The organism is Methylorubrum extorquens (genome assembly GCF_024169925.1).
GTDB classification, from domain to species: domain Bacteria; phylum Pseudomonadota; class Alphaproteobacteria; order Rhizobiales; family Beijerinckiaceae; genus Methylobacterium; species Methylobacterium extorquens_A.
On sequence record NZ_JALJXF010000001.1, the window covers coordinates 872547 to 893928 of the forward strand.

Genomic DNA, 21382 nt, shown 5'->3' on the forward strand with positions numbered 1-21382 from the left:
CGGAGGCCTGCCATGCCCAGAGGCGAGATCACCGGTTACATCGATGTCGCGCAGGTCACGCTCTACGCGTTCTGGATCTTCTTTGCGGGCCTCGTCTTCTACCTACGCCGAGAGGATCGGCGTGAGGGCTACCCGCTCGAGAACGAGGCCGCCGGCCGTCTGAAGAGCCCGGACCCGATCCTCATTCCGTCGCCGAAGGCTTTCCACCTGTCGAGCGGCCACACGATGTACGCGCCGCAGGCCAACGTCGCCTACGACGCGAACGTGCCGAGTGCACGCCGCGAGGCCTTCCCCGGCGCCCCCTACTTCCGCACCGACACCTCGCTCCAGGCCGGCGTCGGACCCGGTTCCTGGGTGCCGCGCCACGACGAGCACGACCGGACCTGGGACAACGAGTATAGGATCGTCCCCTTACGCGTCGCCGACGCCTTCGTGGTCCACGAGGACGGGCCGAACCCGATCGGCATGCCGGTCTACGGCGTCGACCGGCAGATCGCCGGCACGGTCGTCGATCTTTGGCTCGATCGCGGCGAATCCTTCGTGCGCTACTACGAGGTCGAACTCGGCGCGGGCGGGCGCCGGGTGCTGATGCCGGTGACGTTCTGCACCACCGGCCGCTTCTCCCGCACGGTGAAGACCGAGGCGCTGCTGGCGGCACAATTCAACGATATCCCCGGCACCAAGGATCGGGACTCCGTCACCCTGCTCGAGGAAGAGCGGATCATGGCGTATTTCGGCGCCGGCACCCTCTACGCCTCGCCCGCTCGTGCGGAGCCGATCCTATGAGCGATTCCGACTTCCTGCCCGAAGGGACGCTGCGGGGTCTGCCCGGCCCGCTGCCTCAGGGGGAGCGCATCCTGTGGCGCGGCGCCCCGAGCCTCTCTGGCGTGCTGCTGCGCGCCTTCCACGCCCGGCTCGTGATGGTGTGGTTCGCCGGCACCGCCACGGTGCTGGCCATCGGCGCCGCCGCGAGCGGGGGCCCGGCGCACGCTCTTACCGTCGCGGGTCCGACCCTGCTGATCGGCGTCGCGGCGCTCGGCCTGCTGACCTTCCTCGCTTGGCTTGTCCACCGCACCACGGTCTACACGCTCACCGACCAGCGCATGGTGCTGCATGTCGGCATCGCCCTGCCGATCACCCTCAACCTGCCGCTCACCCGGATCGAATCGGCGGACCTGCGGCTGTTTGCCGACGGCACCGGCGACATCCCCCTGCGCCTGCCGCCGGGCGAGCGGGTCGCCTACCTGCATCTCTGGCCGCATGCCCGGCCTTGGCGCGTGAGCCGGCCGGAGCCGATGCTGCGCTCGGTACCCGAGGCCCGGAGCGTGGTGGCGTTGCTCGCACCGGCGCTCGCGGCGCAGACCGAAGGTTCGGCCGAGGCGGTCGCCAGAGGGCCGGCGCGCGCCGTGGAACCCGCCGCGACCGGACGCGCGAGTGCCGCCCCCGGCCGCCTCGCGACCGCCGGGGCCCGATAGCGGAGCATGAGACCGATGCCCGTCGAGCTGAATTTCCGCCGCCCGCCGCAAAAGCCGCAATCCCAGCGGCCGGCGCTTATGGCCGTCGCAGCCCTGCTTACGGTGGCGATTGTTGCCGTCGTCCTCGGCCGCGGACGGGAGACGGGGCCGGAGGCACCGGCCGCCCACCCGGTTCAGACCCTGGCCTTCCACGCCGAGGACCAGCCGGACGGCGCCATCGATCTGCGCGAGGCCGGGGACGGAAAGCTGGTCGCCCGGATCGAGCCGGGGCAGGACGGCTTCATCCGCGGCACGTTGCGAGGGCTCGCCCAGGCCCGGCAGCGCGAGGGCCTGAGCCGCGAGCCGCCGTTCACCCTCACGCGATTCGACAACGGGACTTTGTCGTTGGAGGATGGAGCCACCGGGCGGCAAGTGCCGCTGCTGGCCTTCGGCCCTTCGAATGCGAAGGCCTTCGCCCGCCTGCTGCCCGGCACGGAGCTGCGGTGATGGGAGAGGGGGCGGACATGGCCTGGATCGGCAAGACGGTCGTCGAGGTGCCTTGCACCGTCGAGATCGAACAGACGCCGGAGAGCCTGCACGCGCATGTGACGCTGGATGGCGGGTTCGAGATCGAGCCCGGCGATGAGGTCCAGGTTCACGATGCGCCGACCGAGGTGCCCTATGGCGAGCGCATCACCGTGCGCCGCACCGCCACCGTGACCCGCGCGGGCCGGCTGGAGCGGGCCTGGACCAAGCTGATCGCCCATCTCGAGCTGACCGAGCTCTACGAGGTGAGCTTTTCCGAACGGAGGAAGCTGTGAACGCCAACGTCCAGCCCCAAGCCGCTGCGGGAGTGCCCCTCCCGCGCCAGCCGCTCAACGAATCGACGAAAAGCGCGCAACAGACGACGTTCCTGAGCCCGCGCTTCTACACCACGGATTTCGACGAGCTCGACCGCACCGATGTCGAGCCCGTGCGCCGCGAGTGGGATATCCTGATCGAGGAGCTGCGCTCGGACCCGAACAAGCGCCATTTCGTGCGCAACGAGGAGTTCGACTGCGACCTCGCCGACATGGACCCGGAGCTGCGCAAGGAGTTCCTCGACTTCCTCGTATCCTCGATCACGGCCGAGTTCTCGGGCTGCGTGCTCTACGCGGAGATGCGCAAGCGCGCGAAGAACAAGGACATCAAGGAGCTGTTCGGCTTCATGAGCCGTGACGAGGCGCGGCACGCCGGCTTCATCAACGACACGCTGAAGGACTTCGGCGTCGGCGTCGATCTCGGCTTCCTGACGAAGGCGAAGAAGTACACCTTCTTCAAGCCGAAGTTCATCTTCTACGCGACCTACCTCTCGGAGAAGATCGGCTACGCCCGCTACATCACTATCTATCGCGAGCTGGAGCGGCATCCGGAACGGCGCATCCACCCGATCTTCAAGTGGTTCGAGAAGTGGTGCAACGACGAGTTCCGCCACGGCGAGGCGTTCGCGCTGCTCATGCGCGCCAACCCGCGGCTGACGACGGGCGTCAACCGCTACTGGATCCGCTTCTTCCTGCTGGCGGTGTTCGCGACGATGTATGTCCGTGACCATTGCCGCCCGGCCTTTCACAAGGCGCTCGGGGTCGATCCAACCGACTACGACTTCAAGGTCTTCCGGATCACCTCCGAGATCTCGAAGCAGACCTTCCCGATCACCCTCGACCTCGACGATCCACGCTTCAAGGCGGGCCTCGACCGCCTCCTGGTCTGCGCCGACAAGATCGCCGCCGCCAAGGCGGAAGGGGGCTTGTCGGGCCGGCTGAAGCACGGTGCCCAGACCGTCGTCGCCGCCGTGACCTTCGCCCGGCTCTACCTGCTGCCGGTCAAGCAGAACGCGATGCCCGCCGACATCCGCCTCGATCCGGTCTGGTAGCATGGGCGTCTACGCCGCTCCGGCGCTCTACGCCGTCCTGCTGTGGTGGTCGGCCACCGGGCTGGTGCTGGTGCTCCAGCACCTGCCGCGGCGGACGCACGCCCGCAGCATGGTCGCGGCGAGCGCCGTCCTGGCCGGTGCGCTCTGGACCATCCGCGCGGTCGCCGAGGACGACACGGAGACGGGCGCCTATCTCGGCTTCACCGCCGCGGTGGTCGTCTGGGGCTGGCAGGAGATGAGCTACTACATGGGCTTCGTCTCCGGCCCGAAGCCCGCCGCCTGCGCGCCGAACCTGCGCGGGTTCGACCGCTTCTTCGCGGCGCTTGCCACCAGCCTGTGGCACGAATTTGCGATCCTGATCGGCGGGCTCGCCATCCTCTGCCTCACCTGGGGGGAGGGGAACCGGATAGCGCTCTGGACCTACGGCCTGCTCACGCTGATGAACGCCTCGGCACGGCTCAACCTGTTCCTCGGCGTGCGCAACCTCCACGCCGAGTTCCTGCCGCCGCATCTCGGCTACCTCGCCTGCTACCTGAGCCGCCGGCCGATGAACCCGCTGTTTCCGCTCTCGGTGACGCTGGGCACCGCCGCGACGGTCCTGCTCGCCCGCGGCGCACTCGGGGATGCGGCCGCGCCGCAGACGGTGACGGGCTTTGCCCTGCTCGCAACCCTCGCGGCGCTCGCCACCCTGGAGCACTGGTTCCTGATGCTGCCGCTGCCCTCGGCGGCGCTCTGGAACTGGAGCCTTCCCGGCCGTGCTGCACCCACGGCGGCCGAGATGCCCGAAACCCGGGCAGTACACCGCGAATGAGGTGAGGCGGACGCAAGATCCGCCCACCGGCATCATCTTCTTCGGGGAGGACGGCATGGATTACGAAGCGTTCTTCGGCAATGCGATCACCGGGCTCCATCGGGAAGGGCGCTACCGCGTCTTCACCGATCTGGAGCGGCAGGCGGGGCGTTTTCCCTACGCGACCCATCACAGCCCCGGCGGTGAGCGCGAGGTCACCGTCTGGTGCTCGAACGACTATCTTGGCATGGGTCAGCACCCTTCGGTGCTGCGGGCGATGCACGAGGCGATCGAGCGATGCGGAGCCGGCGCAGGCGGCACCCGCAACATCTCCGGCACCAACCACTACCATGTGCTCCTGGAGCAGGAACTGGCCGACCTCCACGACAAGGAAGCGGCGCTGATCTTCTCGTCCGGCTACGTCTCGAACTGGGCGGCGCTCGGCACGCTCGCGTCGAAACTTCCGAATTGCGTCGTCTTCTCCGATGAGGGCAACCACGCCTCGATGATCGAGGGCATCCGTTCGAGCCGAGCCGAACGCCAGATCTTCCGCCACAACGATCCCGAGGATCTCGACCGCAAGCTCGGGCTGATCGAACCCGGCCGGGCCAAGCTCGTCGCCTTCGAGTCGGTCTATTCCATGGATGGCGACATCGCCCCGATCGACGAGATCTGCGATGTCGCCGAGGCGCACGGGGCGCTCACCTATCTCGACGAGGTCCACGCGGTCGGCCTCTACGGCGCGCGGGGCGGCGGCATCTCGGAGCGGATGGGGCTCGCCCACCGGCTCGACGTGATCGAGGGAACGCTGGGCAAGGCGTTCGCCGTCCATGGCGGCTACATCACCGGCTCGAACCAGCTCTGCGACTTCGTGCGCAGCTTCGCCTCGGGCTTCATCTTCACGACCTCGCTGCCGCCCGCGGTCGCCGCCGGCGCCGCGGCCAGCATTCGCCATCTCAAGGCCAGCACCGTGGAGCGGGCGCGGCATCAGGAGCGGGTGGCGCGGGTGAGGCAGGCGCTGGACGCGGCCGGCATCCCGACTTTGGCCAACCGCAGCCACATCGTACCGGTGATGGTCTGCGACCCCGTGCTGTGCAAGGCGATCAGCGATGCCCTGCTCGACGAGTTCGGCATCTACGTGCAGCCGATCAACTATCCGACCGTACCGCGCGGGACGGAGCGCCTGCGCATCACGCCCTCGCCGCTGCATTCCAACGCCGACATCGACCACCTCGTGGACGCTCTCAGCACGATCTGGCGGCGGATCGGACTGAGTAAGGCGGCGGCAGAGTAGAAGACAGGCGGGCCGCGCTACATCTTCTTCTCGAGCGCGGCCTTCACCTGCATGAGTTGATCCCACACCACGCCGGGGCTGGTGCCCATCGCCTCAAGCACCGCGTTCACGCCCCAGAAGAGGCCGAACAGGATCACCGGCACCAGGATCCAGCCAAGGATCTCCTCGCCGCGGTGACGGGCCTTGCGGCGGCGGCGGCGTCTCTCGCGGGATGTCAGCGGCTTCGGCCGGGCCGGAGCCGGCTGTGGCGCGACAGGCGTGAGGGGACCCTCCTGCGCGTCGCTCGTCATGTGACCCCCATTGCTGGCCGATGCCGGGTTCTCCGACGGAGAACGGCGCCGCCCATATCCGGGAGCCGGCGCAGGAACGCAACCCGCGCCGGCTTCGAAGGTCGCTCACTCTTGCGGGTGAGCGACCCCGTGCCCTCAGACCTTGAGCGGCACCTTCGGCACGGTGCGGACAGAGCCGCCTCCGGAAGAACCACCCCCGGACGGACCACCGTCACGCTTGGGTGTCTTCTTCCGCGGGGCCGAGCGCGGCTTCGAGCGCTTGCGCTTGGCCGCGTTGGCGACGTCCGTCTCGGGCTTGGGCGTGACGGGACCGGCGGGGAACTCGAAGGCGAGCTCGGCCTTGTCCTTGCCGTCCTCGGTCTCCGGCTTCTTCAGAACGACCTTGACGGCGCCGCCGTCCTTGAGGCGGCCGAACAGCACCTCGTCGGCGAGCGGCGTCTTGATCGTGGACTGGATCAGACGGGCCATGGGGCGAGCGCCCATCGCGTCGTCGTAGCCGTTCTCCACGAGCCAGTCGCGGGCCTCGTCCGAGAGTTCGATGGTGACGTTGCGGTCGGCAAGCTGCGCTTCGAGCTGGAGCACGAACTTGTCGACGACCTTGGCAACGACCTCCTTCGGCAGGTGGCCGAACGAGATGATCGCATCGAGGCGGTTGCGGAATTCCGGCGCGAAGAGCCGGTTGATCGCTTCCACGTCGTCACCGGTGCGCTTCGTCTGCGTGAAGCCGTAGGCGGAGCGCGCCATGTCGGAGGCGCCTGCATTCGACGTCATGATGATGATGACGTTGCGGAAATCGACCTGCTTGCCGTTGTGGTCGGTCAGCTTGCCGTGATCCATCACCTGCAGGAGGATGTTGAACAGGTCCGGATGCGCCTTCTCGATCTCGTCGAGCAGGAGCACGCAGTGCGGGTGCTGGTCGATCCCGTCGGTGAGCAAGCCGCCCTGATCGAAGCCGACATAGCCGGGCGGCGCACCGATCAGCCGCGAGACGGTATGGCGCTCCATGTACTCCGACATGTCGAACCGCAGCATCTCGACGCCGAGCGAGGCCGCGAGCTGCTTGGCCGCTTCCGTCTTGCCGACGCCGGTCGGGCCGGCGAACAGGTAGGAGCCGATCGGCTTGTCGGGATCGCGCAGGCCGGCGCGGGCCAGCTTGATCGCCGAGGTCAGCGCCTCGATGGCGTTGGTCTGGCCGTAGACGACCCGCTTCAGGTTCTCGGTAAGGTTCTTGAGAACCACCGCGTCGTCCTTCGACACGGTCTTGGGCGGGATGCGCGCCATCGTGGCGATGGTGGTCTCGATCTCCTTGACGCCGATGGTGCGCTTCCGGCGCGCCTCCGGCACCAGCATCTGCGATGCGCCGGTCTCGTCGATCACGTCGATCGCCTTGTCGGGCAGCTTGCGGTCGTTGATGTAGCGCGCCGACAGCTCCACCGCCGCCTTCACGGCCTCGGTGGTGTATTTGAGCTTGTGGAACTCCTCGAAATACGGCTTGAGGCCCTTGAGGATTTCGATCGTATCCGGGATCGACGGCTCGTTGACATCGATCTTCTGAAACCGGCGCACGAGGGCGCGGTCCTTCTCGAAGTACTGGCGGTACTCCTTGTAGGTGGTCGAGCCGATGCAGCGCAGCGCGCCGGAGGCGAGCGCCGGCTTCAGAAGGTTCGAAGCATCCATCGCGCCGCCCGACGTGGCACCCGCACCGATCACGGTGTGGATCTCGTCGATGAACATGATGGCGTTGGGGTGCGCCTCGATTTCCTTCATCACCTGCTTGAGGCGCTCCTCGAAGTCGCCGCGGTAGCGGGTGCCGGCGAGCAGCGTGCCCATGTCGAGGGAGAACACCGTCGCATCGGCCAGGACTTCCGGCACCTCGTGCTGGATGATCTTGCGCGCAAGACCTTCGGCGATCGCGGTCTTGCCGACGCCGGGGTCGCCCACCAGCAGCGGGTTGTTCTTCTGGCGGCGGCAGAGCACCTGGATCGTGCGCTCGACCTCGGAATGGCGGCCGATCAGCGGGTCGATCTTGCCGTCGCGGGCCTTCTTGTTGAGGTTGACGCAGTAGGCGTCGAGCGCATCGCCCTTCTTCTTGGGCCTCGCTTCGGTCTCCTCGCCGCCGGGACGCTCGGACGCGGCCTCCTCCTCGGCACCGCGCACGGGCTTGGCCTCGGAGGCGCCCGGCCGCTTGGCGATGCCGTGGCTGATGTAGTTCACCGCGTCGTAGCGGGTCATGTCCTGCTCTTGCAGGAAGTAAGCGGCGTGGCTCTCGCGCTCGGCGAAGATCGCGACGAGCACGTTGGCCCCGGTCACCTCCTCGCGGCCCGAGGACTGTACGTGGATCACCGCGCGTTGGATCACGCGCTGGAAGCCGGCGGTCGGCTTCGCGTCCTGGCGCCCGTCGCCCGTGAGGTTCGAGAGTTCGGTGTCGACGTACTCGACAAGGTTTCGGCGCAGCACGTCGATCTCGACGTTGCAGGCTCGCATCACCGCGGCGGCATCCTGATCGTCGACGAGGGCGAGCAGGAGATGTTCGAGGGTCGCGTATTCGTGGCGGCGCTCTCCGGCCAGGGCCAGGGCGCGGTGGAGGGCTTGCTCGAGGCTACGTGAGAAGCTGGGCAATGCTCTGGCCTTCGCTGGATGCCTATTTCTTTTCCATAACGCACTGAAGCGGATGTTGGTGCTTGCGGGCGAAATCCATCACCTGCGTCACTTTCGTTTCCGCGACCTCGTAGGTGAACACGCCGCACTCCCCCACGCCATTGTGGTGGACGTGCATCATGATCCGGTAGGCGTCGTCGTGGTTCTTGTTGAAGAACCGCTCCAGGATGTGCACGACGAATTCCTGAGGCGTGTAGTCGTCGTTGAGCAGCAGCACGCGGTACAGGCTCGGCCGTTTCGCGCGCGGCTTGGTGCGGGTGATGATGGCAGTGCCCGAACGGTCGTCGTCGCCGGGGCTGCGCGGGGTCGAGGCCGCACGCACCGGAACCCGTCCCCGACCCGCCTCCTTCACGTTGTCCTGGATCAGCTTAGAAGACATCTGAATCGAAGCGACCTTGGTCTGGCAGCCTTCGGCGCCGGTGTCCCAGTGAGGGACGCGGCACTCGACAGGCAATCTATAGGCCGATCAGCGACTGCGCCAGTGAGGTGCGTGAAACTGTCCGCCGCGATTGAACGCGCGGATGAGCACGTGGATGGTCCCACGCCCACGCGCACGAACCGGCGCAGCCCGCTCTCGGCTCCGAAGACGAAACGCCGCATGGCGGACCGGAAGTTGCCCTGACCGGGCGCGCCGGGCCGGACTCGTCAACATCGGCTTAACCCCTGTGGCGAAAGGACGATCTCGCACACGCATCGCCCGGCATTAACGGCCGCGTAACCGCGTTCATCCTACCGTCTTCGACAGAGATTGCGGACCCGATGGCGGCGTCCGTGAAGGGTGCCAGCCGGGCTTGAACGTCCGACTGTCGAGGCGAAGGTTTCGAGATGCGTCGCGTAGAAGGCCGGCCCACCACGGGGTCCCGCGCTGTCGCCGTGCTGCTCCTGGCGACGAGTTTTCTCGTCGCGGTGGCCGACCCGGCCGAGGCAAAACGCCGAGGCCACGCCCGCAAGGCGGTGAGCGGGTACAACCCGCCCTACGCCGCTATGGTCGTGGACGTGAAGTCGGGCCGCACGCTGCACGCGGTCAACGAGGACGCCCTGCGCCACCCGGCCTCGATCACCAAGGTGATGACCCTCTACATGCTGTTCGAGCAGCTCGAGAAGGGCCGCTACGACCTCGATTCGCCGCTCTCGATCTCGGCCAACGCCGCCGCCCAGGCGCCGTCGAAACTGGGCCTGCGCCCCGGCTCGACCGTCACCGTCGAGGAGGCGATCAAGGCGCTCGTCACCAAGTCGGCCAACGATGTCGCCTGCGCCATCGGCGAGAACATCGCCGGCTCCGAGCCGCGCTTTGCCGAGATGATGACCCGCAAGGCCAAGGCGCTCGGCATGAGCCGCACGCACTACGCCAACGCCTCCGGCCTGCCCGACCCCGACCAGATCACCACGGCCCACGACCTCACCCTGCTGGCCCGCGCGATCCAAGATCGCTTCCCGCGCTACTACCGCTACTTCCAGACCCGATCCTTCGCCTTCCGCGGCCGGACCATCGGCAACCACAACCGCCTGCTCGGCAATGTCGAGGGCGTGGACGGCATCAAGACCGGCTACACCCGCGATTCCGGCTTCAACCTGATGACCGCGGCCAAGCTCGGCGACCGGCAGATCGTCGCGATCGTGCTCGGCGGCAAATCGGGCGCGAGCCGCGACCGGATCATGGCGGATCTCGTCCGCGCCAACCTGCCCCGCGCCTTTGCCGGCAGCCGCCAGACGTCGCCCGTGTTCGAGGTCGCCGAGCGCGGCCGCCCGGCGGTCGTCGCCGAGGCCGATTCCCGCACCCGCACCGTCCTCGCCTCGGCGGATGATGACGAGATCGAGACGACGAGTTCCACCAGCAACGCCCCGCTCGACATCCGCCCGGCCACCACGACGCCGGGATCGCGCCGCACCGCCCTCCAGGCGCTGCCGGGCGCCGCCCAGGCCTATGCCGGCTCGGCGGCCCAGGCGCCGTTCCCCGGAGCGGCCGGTAAGTCGACCGCCCGCCTGCCTGCGGTCGAAGGCGTCGCCTCCCGCGCCGAGGGCCCGCCGAAGGATGCCCGCGGCGAAAGCGCCCGGCCCGTCACGCCGAGCCCCTGGGTGATCCAGCTCGGCGCCATGGACGACGAGGACAAGGCGAAATCGATCCTGGCCGATGCCCGCAGCCGCACCGGCATGCTCTCCAAGGCCGCGCCCTACACCGTGCGCGTTACCCATGGCGGCACCACGCTGTTCCGCGCCCGCTTCTCGGGATTTGCCGAGCAGAGCACCGCGCAGGATGCCTGCGCCGCGCTGAAGAAGAACGGTTTCAACTGCTTCGCGACCCGGAGCTGATCGTCTCCGACAACCATCCTCGGTGCGGCTGCCGGCGCGTTCGGCCGGCAGCCGCCCGATGACAGGGGCCGCGACACGCGGCGTCTACGTTTTTCGACACATCGACCCTGACAACGCGCGTGGAGTTCTAGCGATGTCGGTTCACAAGTCTGTCACGCGCCGCGTTCACGCGCGCCGCACGCTCGACGCTGCCGCCCTGGTCGGGATGCAGCCGCTTCATCAACGCCCGATGAGCCGCGCGGACGTCTTCCAGGGACGCCCCGCGCTCAAGCCCCAGGACCTGATAGGCCTCCTCCTCCGTCATCGACCCTGGCTTCGCCGGGCCGCCCGGCCGCGGGTCTCGGTTGCCATCAGCGTCTACACGCCAGCCGGGCTGCCAGCGGTCGAGATACGCCTCTAGCCCGCGTGCGCCCTCGGGATCATTGGCACGTAGCAGCGCGGCAAGCTCGACCAGCGCCTCCGGCGGCACCGCCGACAGGCGACGGCCGGCGAAGGGCCCGACGAGCACGGTCCCGTCCATCGGCTCGCCATCGGCGCGAAGGTCGAACTCAACGGCGGCCGTCCGCACTTGCCGTGCACCCCCTTGCCGCGGCTCCCGCTGCCCGCGCCACGCGCGGACCCGCCGGATCACGCCCGCCTCGCCCTCCGTCAGCCAGACGCCTCCACCGCCGAGCAGAAAGGCCAGGACGAAGCTCCCTTTGAGCGACAGTGCGAAGGCCGCCGCCAGCAGGGCGTAGCCGGCGAGCAGGCGCGGCGTCAGGCCGAAGGGCAAGCGCCCGTTGCGGCGGCCGAGCCACCAGAATCCGATGAGCGCCAGAAGGCCGAGGGCGATGAGCATCCCGCGGTCATCGGCCGGTTCGGTGCGCGCGTAAAGCGCTCTTCCGGCGCAGGGCAGGGTAATCGCTTGAAGCGATCACCCTGGTTTCCTTCCGGCCTCAAACGCCGGCGGCCGCCTCCACGGCGTCAGGCTGTCGCTCCGCTCGGAGCGGAATTACAACCGCGTCTGCGCCACGTCAGCGGTGTTCACCCGTACCGTCCGCACCCGGCCGTCGCGCTCCACCAGCAGGCTCACCGGGCGGTCGAGGCCCGCTTCCTCGACCACGGCGGTCAGGTCCGACAAGCGGTGGACCGGGCGGCCGTTGGCGCCGACGATGACGTCGCCGATCGTGCCGCTGCGGGGATCGACGCCGCGCAAGCCGGCCTGCGCCGCGGGCGAGCCGGGGAGCACCCGCAGCACCACGACGCCGTCGATGCCGAGCCGGGCGGCGGTCGCCTCCTGGCCGGCGATGATGCCGATGCCAGGATTGCGCACCCGCCCGTTCTTAATGAGGTCCGGCACCACCCGGTTGACGACATCGACGGGCACCGCGAAACCGATGCCGGCGCTGGCGCCCGAGGGCGAGAAGATCGCAGTGTTGACGCCGATCAGGCGCCCGGCGGAATCGAGCAATGGCCCGCCGGAATTGCCCGGATTGATCGCCGCATCGGTCTGGATGACGCCCGACAGTTCCCGACCCTCCTGCGTCGGCAGCCGCCGCTGGAGCGCGCTGATGACTCCTGTGGTGAGGGTGTGGTCGAGGCCGAACGGATTGCCGATGGCGAAGGCCGATTGCCCAACCTTAAGGTCGGCCGAGGTTCCGACAGCGAGCGGTGGGGGCATCTTGGCGACACGGCCGAGTTGGAGCACGGCGAGATCGTAGCTCGGTGCGGTGCCGACGACCCGCGCCCCGACCACTTCGCCCGAGGCGAGCCGAACGGAGATCGAGCCGCCGCCCTTCGTCGCGGCCTCGACGACGTGGTTGTTGGTCACGACATGCCCGGCCGCATCCCAGACGAAGCCGGTGCCGGTCTGCGTCCCGGAGCCCTGCTGCTGCTCGCCACCGCCCGGCCCTTGGCCGAACTCGTCGTCCGGCTCCATCAGCGAGCGCCCCTGCGCCGCCGCCTGGGCGAAGACGTGGACGACGGAGGGCGAGGCGCGGGCGAACAGATCGACGGTGGTCTTCTCCGCCGCCGAGAGGTCGCCGCGGGCGGCCACCGAGCGCGGCGCGTCCGCCGAATACAGGAAGGCGAGGATGTAGGGCTGCGCCACGAAGGCGATCAGCAGGCCCAGCGTCACGCCCAAGGCGATGCGCACGAAACGATCCGGCACGACAACCTCAGTTCTTGCTCGGCCCTTGTCCAACCATGAACCGCGCGACCCGCGCCGCGTCGGCGGTACGGGCCCCGTTCAGGTTCTCTCCACCAAACTCACAAGAGTCGGGTCCGACGCGCCGCCGAGCGCGCGAGTCCGGTGATTGAGACTTAGCTGTGTCCGGTGTGGCGTCCCGTCAACAAATCCCCGCTTTCCTACACAGCGAAGGTGGGTGCGGCACCGCACCGAGGAATGCCCCCACGAAGAGTAACCAATTGCATACTGTTTCATACGCAGTGTCGTCCTACTGATGAGAAGGCATCGGTGGGTGGGTCTGGACCAATTTTTGGCGAAACCAAGGCAAGGTTCAGGTGAGGAACTGCGACGAAACGGTGGTCGATTGGTCATCGAGCACTCGAATTGATCGCAAAGCCGCCCCAGAGATGCTTCGATCGCCCTAGAACTTTGAGCATACCGGCCCAGCGGCGCCCGCCGCCGCCGCGATCCTTTCGCGAACGGGCCCGGTTCGAACAGGAAGAGCAAGAGATGGAAACCGAAGCTCTCGAACGTCCTGCCGACCTGACGATCTGGCGCACCCTGCCGGCCTCGTCTCCCCTGGCCCAGCCCGAGCGCTACGACACCCTGCGCGAGGCGCTCCTCGCCGCGAAGGGCGCCCTCGGCGACCCCTCGAAGCAGCCCTGGATCATCACAGAAGAGGGCGAAATCCTCTCCCCGAACTGGATCCGCACCTACGTCAACTGATCGCGGCCTTGATGCGCCTTCCGACGAAGCGGGAACCGGTTCGTCGAAAGAATGCGCGTCAGAACAAGGGCCTAGAGATGCCGGCCTGATGCAATGGGGTCGGATACGGCTCTAGCGCGCGGGTCGCGGCTCAGCCGGATCGGCGGGCCGCGCGGGTGCCGCCTCGGGGCAAGGCTCCGGCCGGCTCACCAGTGTGACCAGCACGTAGGACACGATCATCAGCAGGAACCACGAGCCGAGCTTGGCCGCCGAGACCGGCGACCAGCCGGCCGCCTGGTTCGGGTAGAGCCAGACGCGGCTTGCCGTGCCGATGTTCTCGGCCAGCCAGATGAAGAGCGACACGAGAACGAAGCCGAGCAGCAGCGGCATTGGCCGATGCACGTGCCAGACCTTGAAATGCACGACCGTGCCCCCGAACAGCACGCCGGTCGCAATGAACAGCATCGCGCGTAGGTCGGCCACGTAATGGTGGCTGAAGAAGTTGAGGTAGATCGCGCCCGCCAGCGGCAGCGTGAAGGCCAGCGGCGGATGCCGGGTGAAGCGGAAGTCGAACAGGCGCCAGACGCGGGCGATGTAGGAGCCGATGCTGGCATACATGAAGCCGGTGAACAGCGGCACGCCCATGATCTTCAGCAGGCTCGCCTCCGGGTAGATCCATGAGCCGACGCCGGTCTTGAAGATCTCCATCGCCGTCCCGACGACGTGGTAGAGCGCGATGACCTTGGCCTCCTCCCAGGTCTCCATGCCGAGCGCCAGCAGCGCGATTTGGATCAGCACCGCCGCGAGCGTCAGGAAATCGTAGCGCGAGAGCAGCGCGTCGGCCGGGTAGAACAGGTGCGTGCCGATGAGCAGTGCGCAGATCAAGCCGCCGAACAGGCAGGCCCAGCCCTGCTTCACCCCGAACCTGACGAACTCGTAGGCGAAGGCCGGCAGACGGCCGATGGCCTGGGCGCGCTCGCCGAGCCGACTCTCGGCCGCGACGAAGCCAGCCAGGAACGGCCAGTTCCGTGCCGCACTCGGTGCCCTTCGCCCCGTCGCCATTCCGTTCGAACCTCCGCCGTGCGCTCAGCACGACCCGAGCCGCGGAAAGCGGCGGTTTGACGGTCACGCTCGCCTCAGCCCACACTCGGCGCGGCAAGCGCAGCGGGGAGGGGGCGTGCAGGCGAACGCGGTGGAGGATCGGGCACCCGCCCGGCGGCGGATGGAACGCGAACTGCACCGGCTCGAAGCGCTCATGGCGCGCAAGCGCTTTCGCAGGCGAAGCTTGCGGGCGCTACGCGGATCGGCCGGCGCAGCGGCGACCTTCGGCGCTCTCCTGAAAGTGAAGCTGGTCGGGACGCTGGCGGGCAAGGCGGCCATCGCCGTCCTCATCGGGCTCGGCCTCGCGTGGCCGGCGCTGGTGATCGGCGTAATCGGCGTGGTCGGCCTTGTGATGGCAGTGATCAGCCTTTTCTCGGGAGAGGGCGGTCCCCACGGCTTCGACCCCGATTGCGCCTGCGACTGCGCCCGCAAGGAAAAGCGGGCCGAACGGCTCAAGGCTCTGATCGCGCAGCGACGGGCGTGGCTCGCCGCGCCGTCGGGGCCGGCGCCGAGCGTGCGCTGGGATGCGCGTGGCCGTCATCACGTGACAGGAAACCGGCGCAAGCGCGGCCGCTGAGCCAAGCCTTCTGGACAGTAGCCGCGTTTGGTGGCTTGCCTATAATGCTCAAAAAAAATCACCGTCTCCGCCGACGCCGAGACTGACGCCAGGAACAGACGCACGATGAGCTCCCGCATCCCCGATTTCGCCTCCGTCGCCTATGCGGCCGACGGCTTCAAGGCGCCGCCGCCGCCGGCCGGGGAGCCGTGGATGACGCCCGAGGGCATTCCGGTGAAGGGCTTCTACGGCCCTGAGGACCGCGAGAGCTGCGAGGGGATCGACTCGTTCCCCGGCCTGCCGCCCTACCTGCGCGGGCCCTATCCGGCGATGTACGTCACCCAGCCCTGGACGATCCGGCAATATGCCGGCTTCTCCACGGCCGAGGATTCGAACGCCTTCTATCGGCGCAACTTGGCCGCGGGCCAGAAGGGCCTCTCCGTCGCTTTCGATCTCGCGACGCACCGCGGCTACGATTCGGACCACCCGCGCGTCTCGGGCGATGTCGGCATGGCGGGTGTCGCGATCGACTCGATCTACGACATGCGCACGCTGTTCTCCGGCATTCCGCTGGACGAGATGACGGTGTCGATGACGATGAACGGCGCGGTGCTGCCCGTGCTCGCCCTCTACATCGTCGCGGCCGAGGAGCAGGGCGTGCCGCCGGAAAAGCTCGCCGGCACGATCCAGAACGACATCCTCAAGGAATTCATGGTCCGCAACACCTACATCTATCCCCCCAAGGGATCGATGCGGATCATCTCGGACATCTTCGGCTACACCTCGAAGAACATGCCGAAGTTCAACTCGATCTCGATCTCCGGCTACCACATGCAGGAAGCCGGGGCGACGCAGGATCTGGAACTCGCCTACACGCTCGCCGACGGTGTCGAGTACATCAAGGCGGGTCTGGCCGCGGGCCTGACCATCGACCAGTTCGCCCCGCGCCTGTCGTTCTTCTGGGCGATCGGGATGAACTTCTTCATGGAGATCGCCAAGATGCGGGCCGCGCGCCTGATCTGGGCCAAGCTCGTCAAGGAGTTCGAGCCGAAGAGCGACAAGTCGCTGCCCCTGCGCACCCACTCGCAGACGAGCGGTTGGTCGCTGACGGCGCAGGACGTGTTCAACAACGTCACCCGCACCTGCATCGAGGCGATGGCGGCGACGCAGGGCGGCACGCAATCGCTCCACACCAACGCGCTCGACGAGGCGCTGGCGCTGCCGACCGACTTCTCGGCCCGCATCGCCCGCAACACCCAGCTCTTCCTGCAGCAGGAGAGCGGCACGACGCGGATCATCGATCCGTGGGGCGGCTCCTACTATGTCGAGCGGCTGACCCGGGACATCGCCGACCGCGCCTGGGAGCATATTCGCGAGGTCGAGGCGCTGGGTGGCATGGCCAAAGCCATCGAGGCCGGCATCCCGAAGCTGCGCATCGAGGAGGCGGCGGCGCGCGCGCAGGCGCGGATCGATTCCGGGCGCCAGACGATCGTCGGCATCAACAAGTACAAGCCCAACGACGAGATGAAGATCGACCTGCTGCGCGTCGACAACGCCGACGTGCGCGCCAAGCAGATCGACAAGCTCAAGCGCCTGCGCGCCGAGCGCAACCAGGCCGACGTCGATGCGGCTTTGGCCGCCCTGACGAAGGCCGCGGACGGCGAGGGCAACCTGCTCGAACTGGCGGTGAACGCGGCGCGGGCCAAGGCCACGGTCGGCGAGATCTCGGAGGCGCTGGAGAAGGCATGGGGCCGTCACCGCGCCGAGATCCGCTCGATCTCAGGCGTCTACAAGCGGGAGGTGGGCGGCATGTCGCCGGTGGTGGAGAAGGTGCGCGGCCTCGTCGAGGCTTTTGAGGAGAATGACGGGCGCCGCCCGCGCATCCTGGTCGCCAAGATGGGCCAGGACGGGCACGATCGCGGCCAGAAGGTGATCGCCTCGGCCTTCGCCGATCTCGGCTTCGACGTCGATATCGGGCCGCTCTTCGCCACGCCCGACGAGGCGGCACGCCAAGCAGTCGAGAACGACGTGCACATCGTCGGCGTCTCCTCGCTGGCGGCGGGCCACCTGACGCTGGTGCCGGAACTCAAGGCCGCCCTGAAGCAGGAGGGCCGCGACGACGTGATGATCGTGGTCGGCGGCGTGATCCCACCGGGCGATTACGACGCCCTCTACGCCGCGGGCGCCTCGGCGATCTTCCCACCGGGCACCGTGATCGCGGAAGCGGCGGTGAAGCTGCTCGGCGAACTCAACAGCCGCCTCGGCTACGGCGAGCGGCAGGCGGCCGAGTAGCGTTTCGGAAAGGCCAGGCGGCGGCTGAACCCCGCCGCTCCTCATCCGAGTTTCGAGCGCATCGTCCCGAAAGGTGGCCTCCGGCTTTCGGAAGAGATGATGCAAGACCAACGGGCGAAAGCATCGCCCTGGATCCGATATCCAGGACGATGCTTTCGCGAATTTACCTGAATCGCAGGCCGCATGGCCCGTATCGTGGTGGCGTGCGGGGGGATCGGCTAAGACGGCAGGGTCAATTTTCGCGCCCGCCGCTCCCGCACCTTTGTCCGACCGGCTGGCGCCTCTCGATCCGCGACGGGGCTGGGCCATGGCCGAGGCAGACCACGAAAAAATCCTGCCCGTGATCCTGTGCGGCGGCTCGGGTACGCGGCTGTGGCCGGCCTCGCGCGAGAGCATGCCGAAGCAGTTCACGCCGCTGGTCGATCCCGCAACCTCGACCTTCCAGGCCACCGTCCGCCGCGTCGCCGACCAGGCCGTGTTCGCCCGGCCGACGGTCATCGCCTCGGCCGAGTCCCGCTTCATCGTCGCCGAGCAACTCGCACAGAGCCGCATCAGCGCCGACATCCTGCTCGAACCCGAGCGACGCGACTCTGCCGCAGCGGTGGCGGTGGCCGCGCTGCATGGGGGGCGGCGCGGGCCGGAGACGGTGGTGCTGGTGATGGCCGCCGACCATGTGATCGAAGACGCCGCCGCCTTCGCGCGCGCCGCGCAGGAAGCCGCCCGCGGCGCGCGTCTCGGCCAGATCATGACGCTCGGCATCACCCCGACCCGGCCCGCGACCGAGTACGGGTACATCCGCACCGGCGGCGCACTTCCCGACGCGCCGGGCCTTCACAGGGTCGAGCGCTTCGTCGAGAAGCCGGATGCGGCCGGCGCCGAGCGCCTGATCTCGGAGGGCGCCCTGTGGAACTCGGGCTACTTCCTGTTCCGCGCCGACGTGATGATCGCCGAGTTGGAAGCGCACGCACCCGACGTGCTGGAAGCCGCCCGCGGCGCGCTCGCCAACGCCGCCACGGATCTCGATTTCGTGCGCCTCCAGGCCGAGTCCTTCGCGCGGGCGCCCAAAACCTCGATCGATTACGCGGTGATGGAGCGAACCACCCGCGCGGGCGTGCTCGCGGTCTCCTTCGCGTGGTCGGATGTCGGCACCTGGGACGCGGTGTGGCAGGTGCTGGAGCGTGACGCCCAGGGCAACGCTGTCCGCGGCCGGGTCGAACTGGTGGAGACCACGGGCAGCCTCGTGCACAGCGAGGGCGATGGGCTCACCACGGTGGTCGGACTCGACGACGTGGTGGTGGTCGCGACCCCGGACGCGGTGCTGGTCGCCGCAAAGGCGAAATCGGGCAAGGTCAAGGATCTCGTCACCGTCCTGCGCGAGAAGGCCCACCCGGAGGCAGATGCCCACCGCCGGATGTACCGCCCCTGGGGCTGGTATCAGCGCATCGATATCGGCGAACGCTTTCAAGTGAAGCGGATCATGGTGACGCCGGGCGGGCGGCTCTCGCTGCAGAAGCACTTTCACCGGGCCGAACACTGGGTGGTGGTGAAGGGCACGGCCGAGGTGACGCTGAACGACCAGATTGTCCTCGTCCATGAGAACGAGGCGGTCTACCTGCCGATCGGCTCGATGCACCGACTGACCAATCCCGGCAAGATCCCGCTCGAACTGATCGAGGTACAGGTCGGCTCCTATACGGGCGAGGACGACATCATCCGGGTCGAGGACGTCTACGGGCGCTGAGCGCCGGGATCGGCCGTTTGGGCGGCGAGGGTGCGCCCGAGCCGGGCGACATCCGCCCGGCCGATCCTGAGTCCGAGCTTCGAGCGTCGCCACAGGACGTCGTCGGACGTGCGGGCCCATTCGTGCCGCACGAGGTAATCGACCTCGCGCGCGCTGAGATCGCCGCCGAAGGTCTCGCCGAGATCGGACAGTGCGCGTGCATCGCCGAGCAGTTGCTCCACGCGGGTGCCATAGGCGCGGGCGAGCCGGCGGGCGGTCGCCTCCGGGAGGAAGGGACGCTCGGCCACCAGCCTCGCCAGGAACCTCTCGAAATCCGCGCCGTCCATGTCACCGCCGGGCAGGGGGGCGGTTCCGGTCCAGGCCGACTTCAGGCCGGGCAGGTGCGGCCCCAGCCGGTCGAGGGCGTGCTCGGCGAGCCGCCGATAGGTCGTGATCTTGCCTCCGAACACGGACAGGACCGGAGGACCGTCGGTGTCGAGTTCGAGCACGTAGTCGCGGGTGACTGCCGAAGCGTTGGCCGCCGCGTCGTCGTAGAGCGGCCTGAGCCCCGAAAAGCTCCAGACCACGTCGTCCGGGCCGATCTGTCGCTCGAACGAGCGGTTGATGCAGGCGCAGAGATAGCGCGTCTCCTCGGCCGAGATCCTGACCGGTCCGGGGCCGCCCTCATGTGCCACATCGGTGGTGCCGATCAGGGTGAAGTCGCGCTCGTAGGGGATGGCGAAGACGATGCGCCGATCCGGCTGCTGCAGGATGTACGCCTGATCGCCCTCGTAGAGGCGCCGGACGACGATGTGGCTCCCCTTGACGAGGCGCACCTTGGGCCGGGCTTCCACGGAAAGCGTTCGCAGCAGGGTCTCGCCGACCCACGGACCGGCGGCGTTGACGACGGCCCGCGCGCCCACGCTCTCCCGCCGCCGCCTGTCGGAATCGTAGAGAGTGACGGCCCAGGCGTCGGCATCGCGGCGGGCGGATTCGACGGCGGTCCGGGTGCGGATCTGCGCGCCGCGCTCGGCGGCGTCGAGCGCATTCAGCACGACGAGGCGGCTGTCCTCGACCCAGCAATCGGAATAGGCGAAGCCCCGCGTCAGTCGCTTTTGAAGCGGCGCGCCGGCCGTATCGCGATCCAGGCGCAGCGATGTCGAACCGGGCAGCGTTTTGAGGCGGGTAAGATGATCGTAGAGGAAGAGCCCGAGCCGCAGCATCCAGGCCGGCCGTAGCCCCGCATCGTAGGGCAGGACGAAGCGCAAGGGCCAGACGATGTGGGGTGCGAGCCGCATCAACCGCTCACGCTCGGCCAGCGCCTCGCGCACGAGCCTGAACTCGTACTGTTCGAGGTAGCGCAGGCCGCCATGGATCAGTTTGGTCGAGGCCGACGAGGTGTACTCGGCCAGATCGCCCCGCTCGCACAACAGGACGCGCAGGCCCCGTCCGGCCGCATCACGGGCGATCCCGGCACCGTTGATGCCACCGCCGATGACGAGGAGGTCGAAAGGTTCGCTCACCGCCCGCCTAGACCGCTAAGACCGAGGCTGACGACGATCCCGATCAGCACGGCGGCCCCGAGGCAACGCCGCCACGGATTGACCCCGCGGAGGATCTCATCGACCGCCCAGACGGTCAGACCCAGGAGCGCGACGATGCGGAGGCCCACGAAGACCGGAGCCGGCAGGCCGGGCATCACCGCCGCGAGCAGCCATTCCAGGGCCGAGGCTACAGCGAAGATCCAGAGCGGTCCGTTCGGCCATTGGCCGATAACGACGGCGCCGCTGCGCCGGTCGCGGAAGAACCAGTCGAAGGCCCGGCGCAAACGCGGCCTCAGATCGCGCTCGTGCCTCGGGCGGCCCGGATCGGCTCGCAGATCTTCGGACTGATCTGGTCGAGATGCGGACATGCATTGGTCTCGTACCAGCCCCGCAGTTCGGGCTGGTTCGGTGCGACGTACATCGCCGTCAGCACGAAGCCGCCTGCAAGCACGATCAAGAGCAGGAGAAGGTTGCGCACGGGACGTCTCCAATCCGACGAGCCTAGGAGCGAAGGCCAGTCCATCGCGGCAGACGCGCGAAGGGCCGGGAGAGTTCCCTGGCCGTCCCCCGCAGAGCTGTCATCGAGAGC

General features: G+C 68.2%; 21 protein-coding genes. 12 read left to right on the plus strand and 9 right to left on the minus strand.

Features of this window, described 5'->3' with window-relative positions; translation table 11 throughout:
- Nucleotides 1-12 precede the first annotated feature (12 nt).
- Genes puhA through hemA form a run of 7 tightly spaced genes read left to right on the plus strand, consistent with a single transcriptional unit; the run spans nucleotide 13 to nucleotide 5450 of the window.
- Nucleotides 13-786, plus strand: coding sequence for a photosynthetic reaction center subunit H (puhA, locus tag J2W78_RS04205; RefSeq protein ID WP_253368278.1), 774 nt, complete (start codon nucleotides 13-15; stop codon nucleotides 784-786).
- Nucleotides 783-1475 carry a photosynthetic complex putative assembly protein PuhB gene (puhB, locus tag J2W78_RS04210; RefSeq protein ID WP_253368280.1) on the plus strand — a complete coding sequence of 231 codons (693 nt, stop codon included), beginning with the start codon at nucleotides 783-785 and terminating at the stop codon, nucleotides 1473-1475. The genes puhA and puhB overlap by 4 nt, the downstream gene beginning before the upstream one ends.
- Nucleotides 1476-1490: 15 nt before the next feature.
- A complete protein-coding gene (puhC, locus tag J2W78_RS04215) occupies nucleotides 1491-1961 on the plus strand; it encodes a photosynthetic complex assembly protein PuhC (protein WP_253373962.1) in 471 nt (156 codons plus the stop codon).
- A gap of 17 nt (nucleotides 1962-1978) precedes the next feature.
- Complete coding sequence (locus J2W78_RS04220; RefSeq protein ID WP_253373963.1) at nucleotides 1979-2275, plus strand: hypothetical protein; 297 nt, start codon at nucleotides 1979-1981, stop codon at nucleotides 2273-2275.
- Nucleotides 2272-3366 (plus strand): magnesium-protoporphyrin IX monomethyl ester (oxidative) cyclase, encoded by a 1095-nt coding sequence (gene acsF / locus J2W78_RS04225; RefSeq protein ID WP_253368282.1) that lies wholly within the window; start codon nucleotides 2272-2274, stop codon nucleotides 3364-3366. Before J2W78_RS04220 ends, acsF begins: the two co-directional genes overlap by 4 nt.
- 1 nt (nucleotide 3367) lies before the next feature.
- Complete coding sequence (gene puhE, locus J2W78_RS04230; RefSeq protein ID WP_253368284.1) at nucleotides 3368-4177, plus strand: putative photosynthetic complex assembly protein PuhE; 810 nt, start codon at nucleotides 3368-3370, stop codon at nucleotides 4175-4177.
- Nucleotides 4178-4232: 55 nt separating this feature from the next.
- Nucleotides 4233-5450, plus strand: a complete 1218-nt coding sequence (gene hemA / locus J2W78_RS04235; RefSeq protein WP_253368286.1) for a 5-aminolevulinate synthase — start codon at nucleotides 4233-4235, stop codon at nucleotides 5448-5450.
- 17 nt (nucleotides 5451-5467) lie between these two features.
- Here the strand turns inward: hemA and J2W78_RS04240 are convergent, their stop codons facing one another.
- The 3 genes from J2W78_RS04240 to clpS all read right to left on the minus strand — a co-directional run bounded on the left by J2W78_RS04240 (nucleotide 5468) and on the right by clpS (nucleotide 8777).
- Nucleotides 5468-5740 carry a hypothetical protein gene (locus J2W78_RS04240; RefSeq protein ID WP_253368288.1) on the minus strand — a complete coding sequence of 91 codons (273 nt, stop codon included), beginning with the start codon at nucleotides 5738-5740 and terminating at the stop codon, nucleotides 5468-5470.
- 135 nt (nucleotides 5741-5875) lie between these two features.
- Nucleotides 5876-8359 (minus strand): ATP-dependent Clp protease ATP-binding subunit ClpA, encoded by a 2484-nt coding sequence (clpA, locus tag J2W78_RS04245; protein ID WP_253368290.1) that lies wholly within the window; start codon nucleotides 8357-8359, stop codon nucleotides 5876-5878.
- A 22-nt stretch (nucleotides 8360-8381) separates the two neighbouring features.
- A complete protein-coding gene (clpS, locus tag J2W78_RS04250; protein WP_253373964.1) occupies nucleotides 8382-8777 on the minus strand; it encodes an ATP-dependent Clp protease adapter ClpS in 396 nt (131 codons plus the stop codon).
- Nucleotides 8778-9223: 446 nt separating this feature from the next.
- Between clpS and J2W78_RS04255 the strand changes: the two genes are divergently transcribed.
- Entirely contained in the window at nucleotides 9224-10708 is a 1485-nt protein-coding gene (locus J2W78_RS04255) for a D-alanyl-D-alanine carboxypeptidase (RefSeq protein ID WP_253368292.1), read from the plus strand.
- A 127-nt stretch (nucleotides 10709-10835) separates the two neighbouring features.
- On the opposite strand, the gene J2W78_RS04260 is transcribed toward J2W78_RS04255, so the two are convergent.
- On the minus strand, nucleotides 10836-11546 hold the full coding sequence (locus tag J2W78_RS04260; protein ID WP_253368294.1) for a J domain-containing protein: 711 nt from the start codon (nucleotides 11544-11546) through the stop codon (nucleotides 10836-10838).
- A gap of 153 nt (nucleotides 11547-11699) precedes the next feature.
- Entirely contained in the window at nucleotides 11700-12857 is a 1158-nt protein-coding gene (locus J2W78_RS04265) for a S1C family serine protease (protein ID WP_253368296.1), read from the minus strand.
- 528 nt (nucleotides 12858-13385) lie between these two features.
- On the opposite strand from J2W78_RS04265, the gene J2W78_RS04270 reads away from it, so the two are divergent.
- Nucleotides 13386-13601: a hypothetical protein gene (locus J2W78_RS04270; RefSeq protein WP_003600916.1), complete on the plus strand. Its 216-nt coding sequence runs from the start codon at nucleotides 13386-13388 to the stop codon at nucleotides 13599-13601.
- Nucleotides 13602-13712: 111 nt separating this feature from the next.
- Here J2W78_RS04270 and J2W78_RS04275 read toward each other — a convergent pair whose 3' ends face one another.
- Nucleotides 13713-14642 (minus strand): DUF817 domain-containing protein, encoded by a 930-nt coding sequence (locus J2W78_RS04275; protein ID WP_253368298.1) that lies wholly within the window; start codon nucleotides 14640-14642, stop codon nucleotides 13713-13715.
- A 160-nt stretch (nucleotides 14643-14802) separates the two neighbouring features.
- On the opposite strand from J2W78_RS04275, the gene J2W78_RS04280 reads away from it, so the two are divergent.
- The 3 genes from J2W78_RS04280 (at nucleotide 14803) to J2W78_RS04290 (ending at nucleotide 19270) form a co-directional block, all read left to right on the plus strand.
- Entirely contained in the window at nucleotides 14803-15258 is a 456-nt protein-coding gene (locus J2W78_RS04280) for a purine permease (protein WP_253368300.1), read from the plus strand.
- Nucleotides 15259-15363: 105 nt separating this feature from the next.
- On the plus strand, nucleotides 15364-17529 hold the full coding sequence (scpA, locus tag J2W78_RS04285; protein WP_253368302.1) for a methylmalonyl-CoA mutase: 2166 nt from the start codon (nucleotides 15364-15366) through the stop codon (nucleotides 17527-17529).
- A gap of 307 nt (nucleotides 17530-17836) precedes the next feature.
- Nucleotides 17837-19270, plus strand: a complete 1434-nt coding sequence (locus J2W78_RS04290; RefSeq protein WP_253368304.1) for a mannose-1-phosphate guanylyltransferase/mannose-6-phosphate isomerase — start codon at nucleotides 17837-17839, stop codon at nucleotides 19268-19270.
- Here the strand turns inward: J2W78_RS04290 and glpD are convergent.
- Genes glpD through J2W78_RS04305 form a run of 3 tightly spaced genes read right to left on the minus strand, consistent with a single transcriptional unit; the run spans nucleotide 19258 to nucleotide 21271 of the window.
- Entirely contained in the window at nucleotides 19258-20772 is a 1515-nt protein-coding gene (gene glpD / locus J2W78_RS04295) for a glycerol-3-phosphate dehydrogenase (RefSeq protein ID WP_253368305.1), read from the minus strand. The two genes, J2W78_RS04290 and glpD, sit on opposite strands and share 13 nt — an antisense overlap.
- A complete protein-coding gene (locus J2W78_RS04300) occupies nucleotides 20769-21077 on the minus strand; it encodes a hypothetical protein (protein ID WP_253368307.1) in 309 nt (102 codons plus the stop codon). Before J2W78_RS04300 ends, glpD begins: the two co-directional genes overlap by 4 nt.
- Nucleotides 21078-21085: 8 nt before the next feature.
- The gene (locus J2W78_RS04305; RefSeq protein WP_253368309.1) at nucleotides 21086-21271 is read right to left on the minus strand and encodes a hypothetical protein; all 186 of its coding nucleotides are present in this window, start codon (nucleotides 21269-21271) and stop codon (nucleotides 21086-21088) included.
- Nucleotides 21272-21382 lie beyond the last annotated feature (111 nt).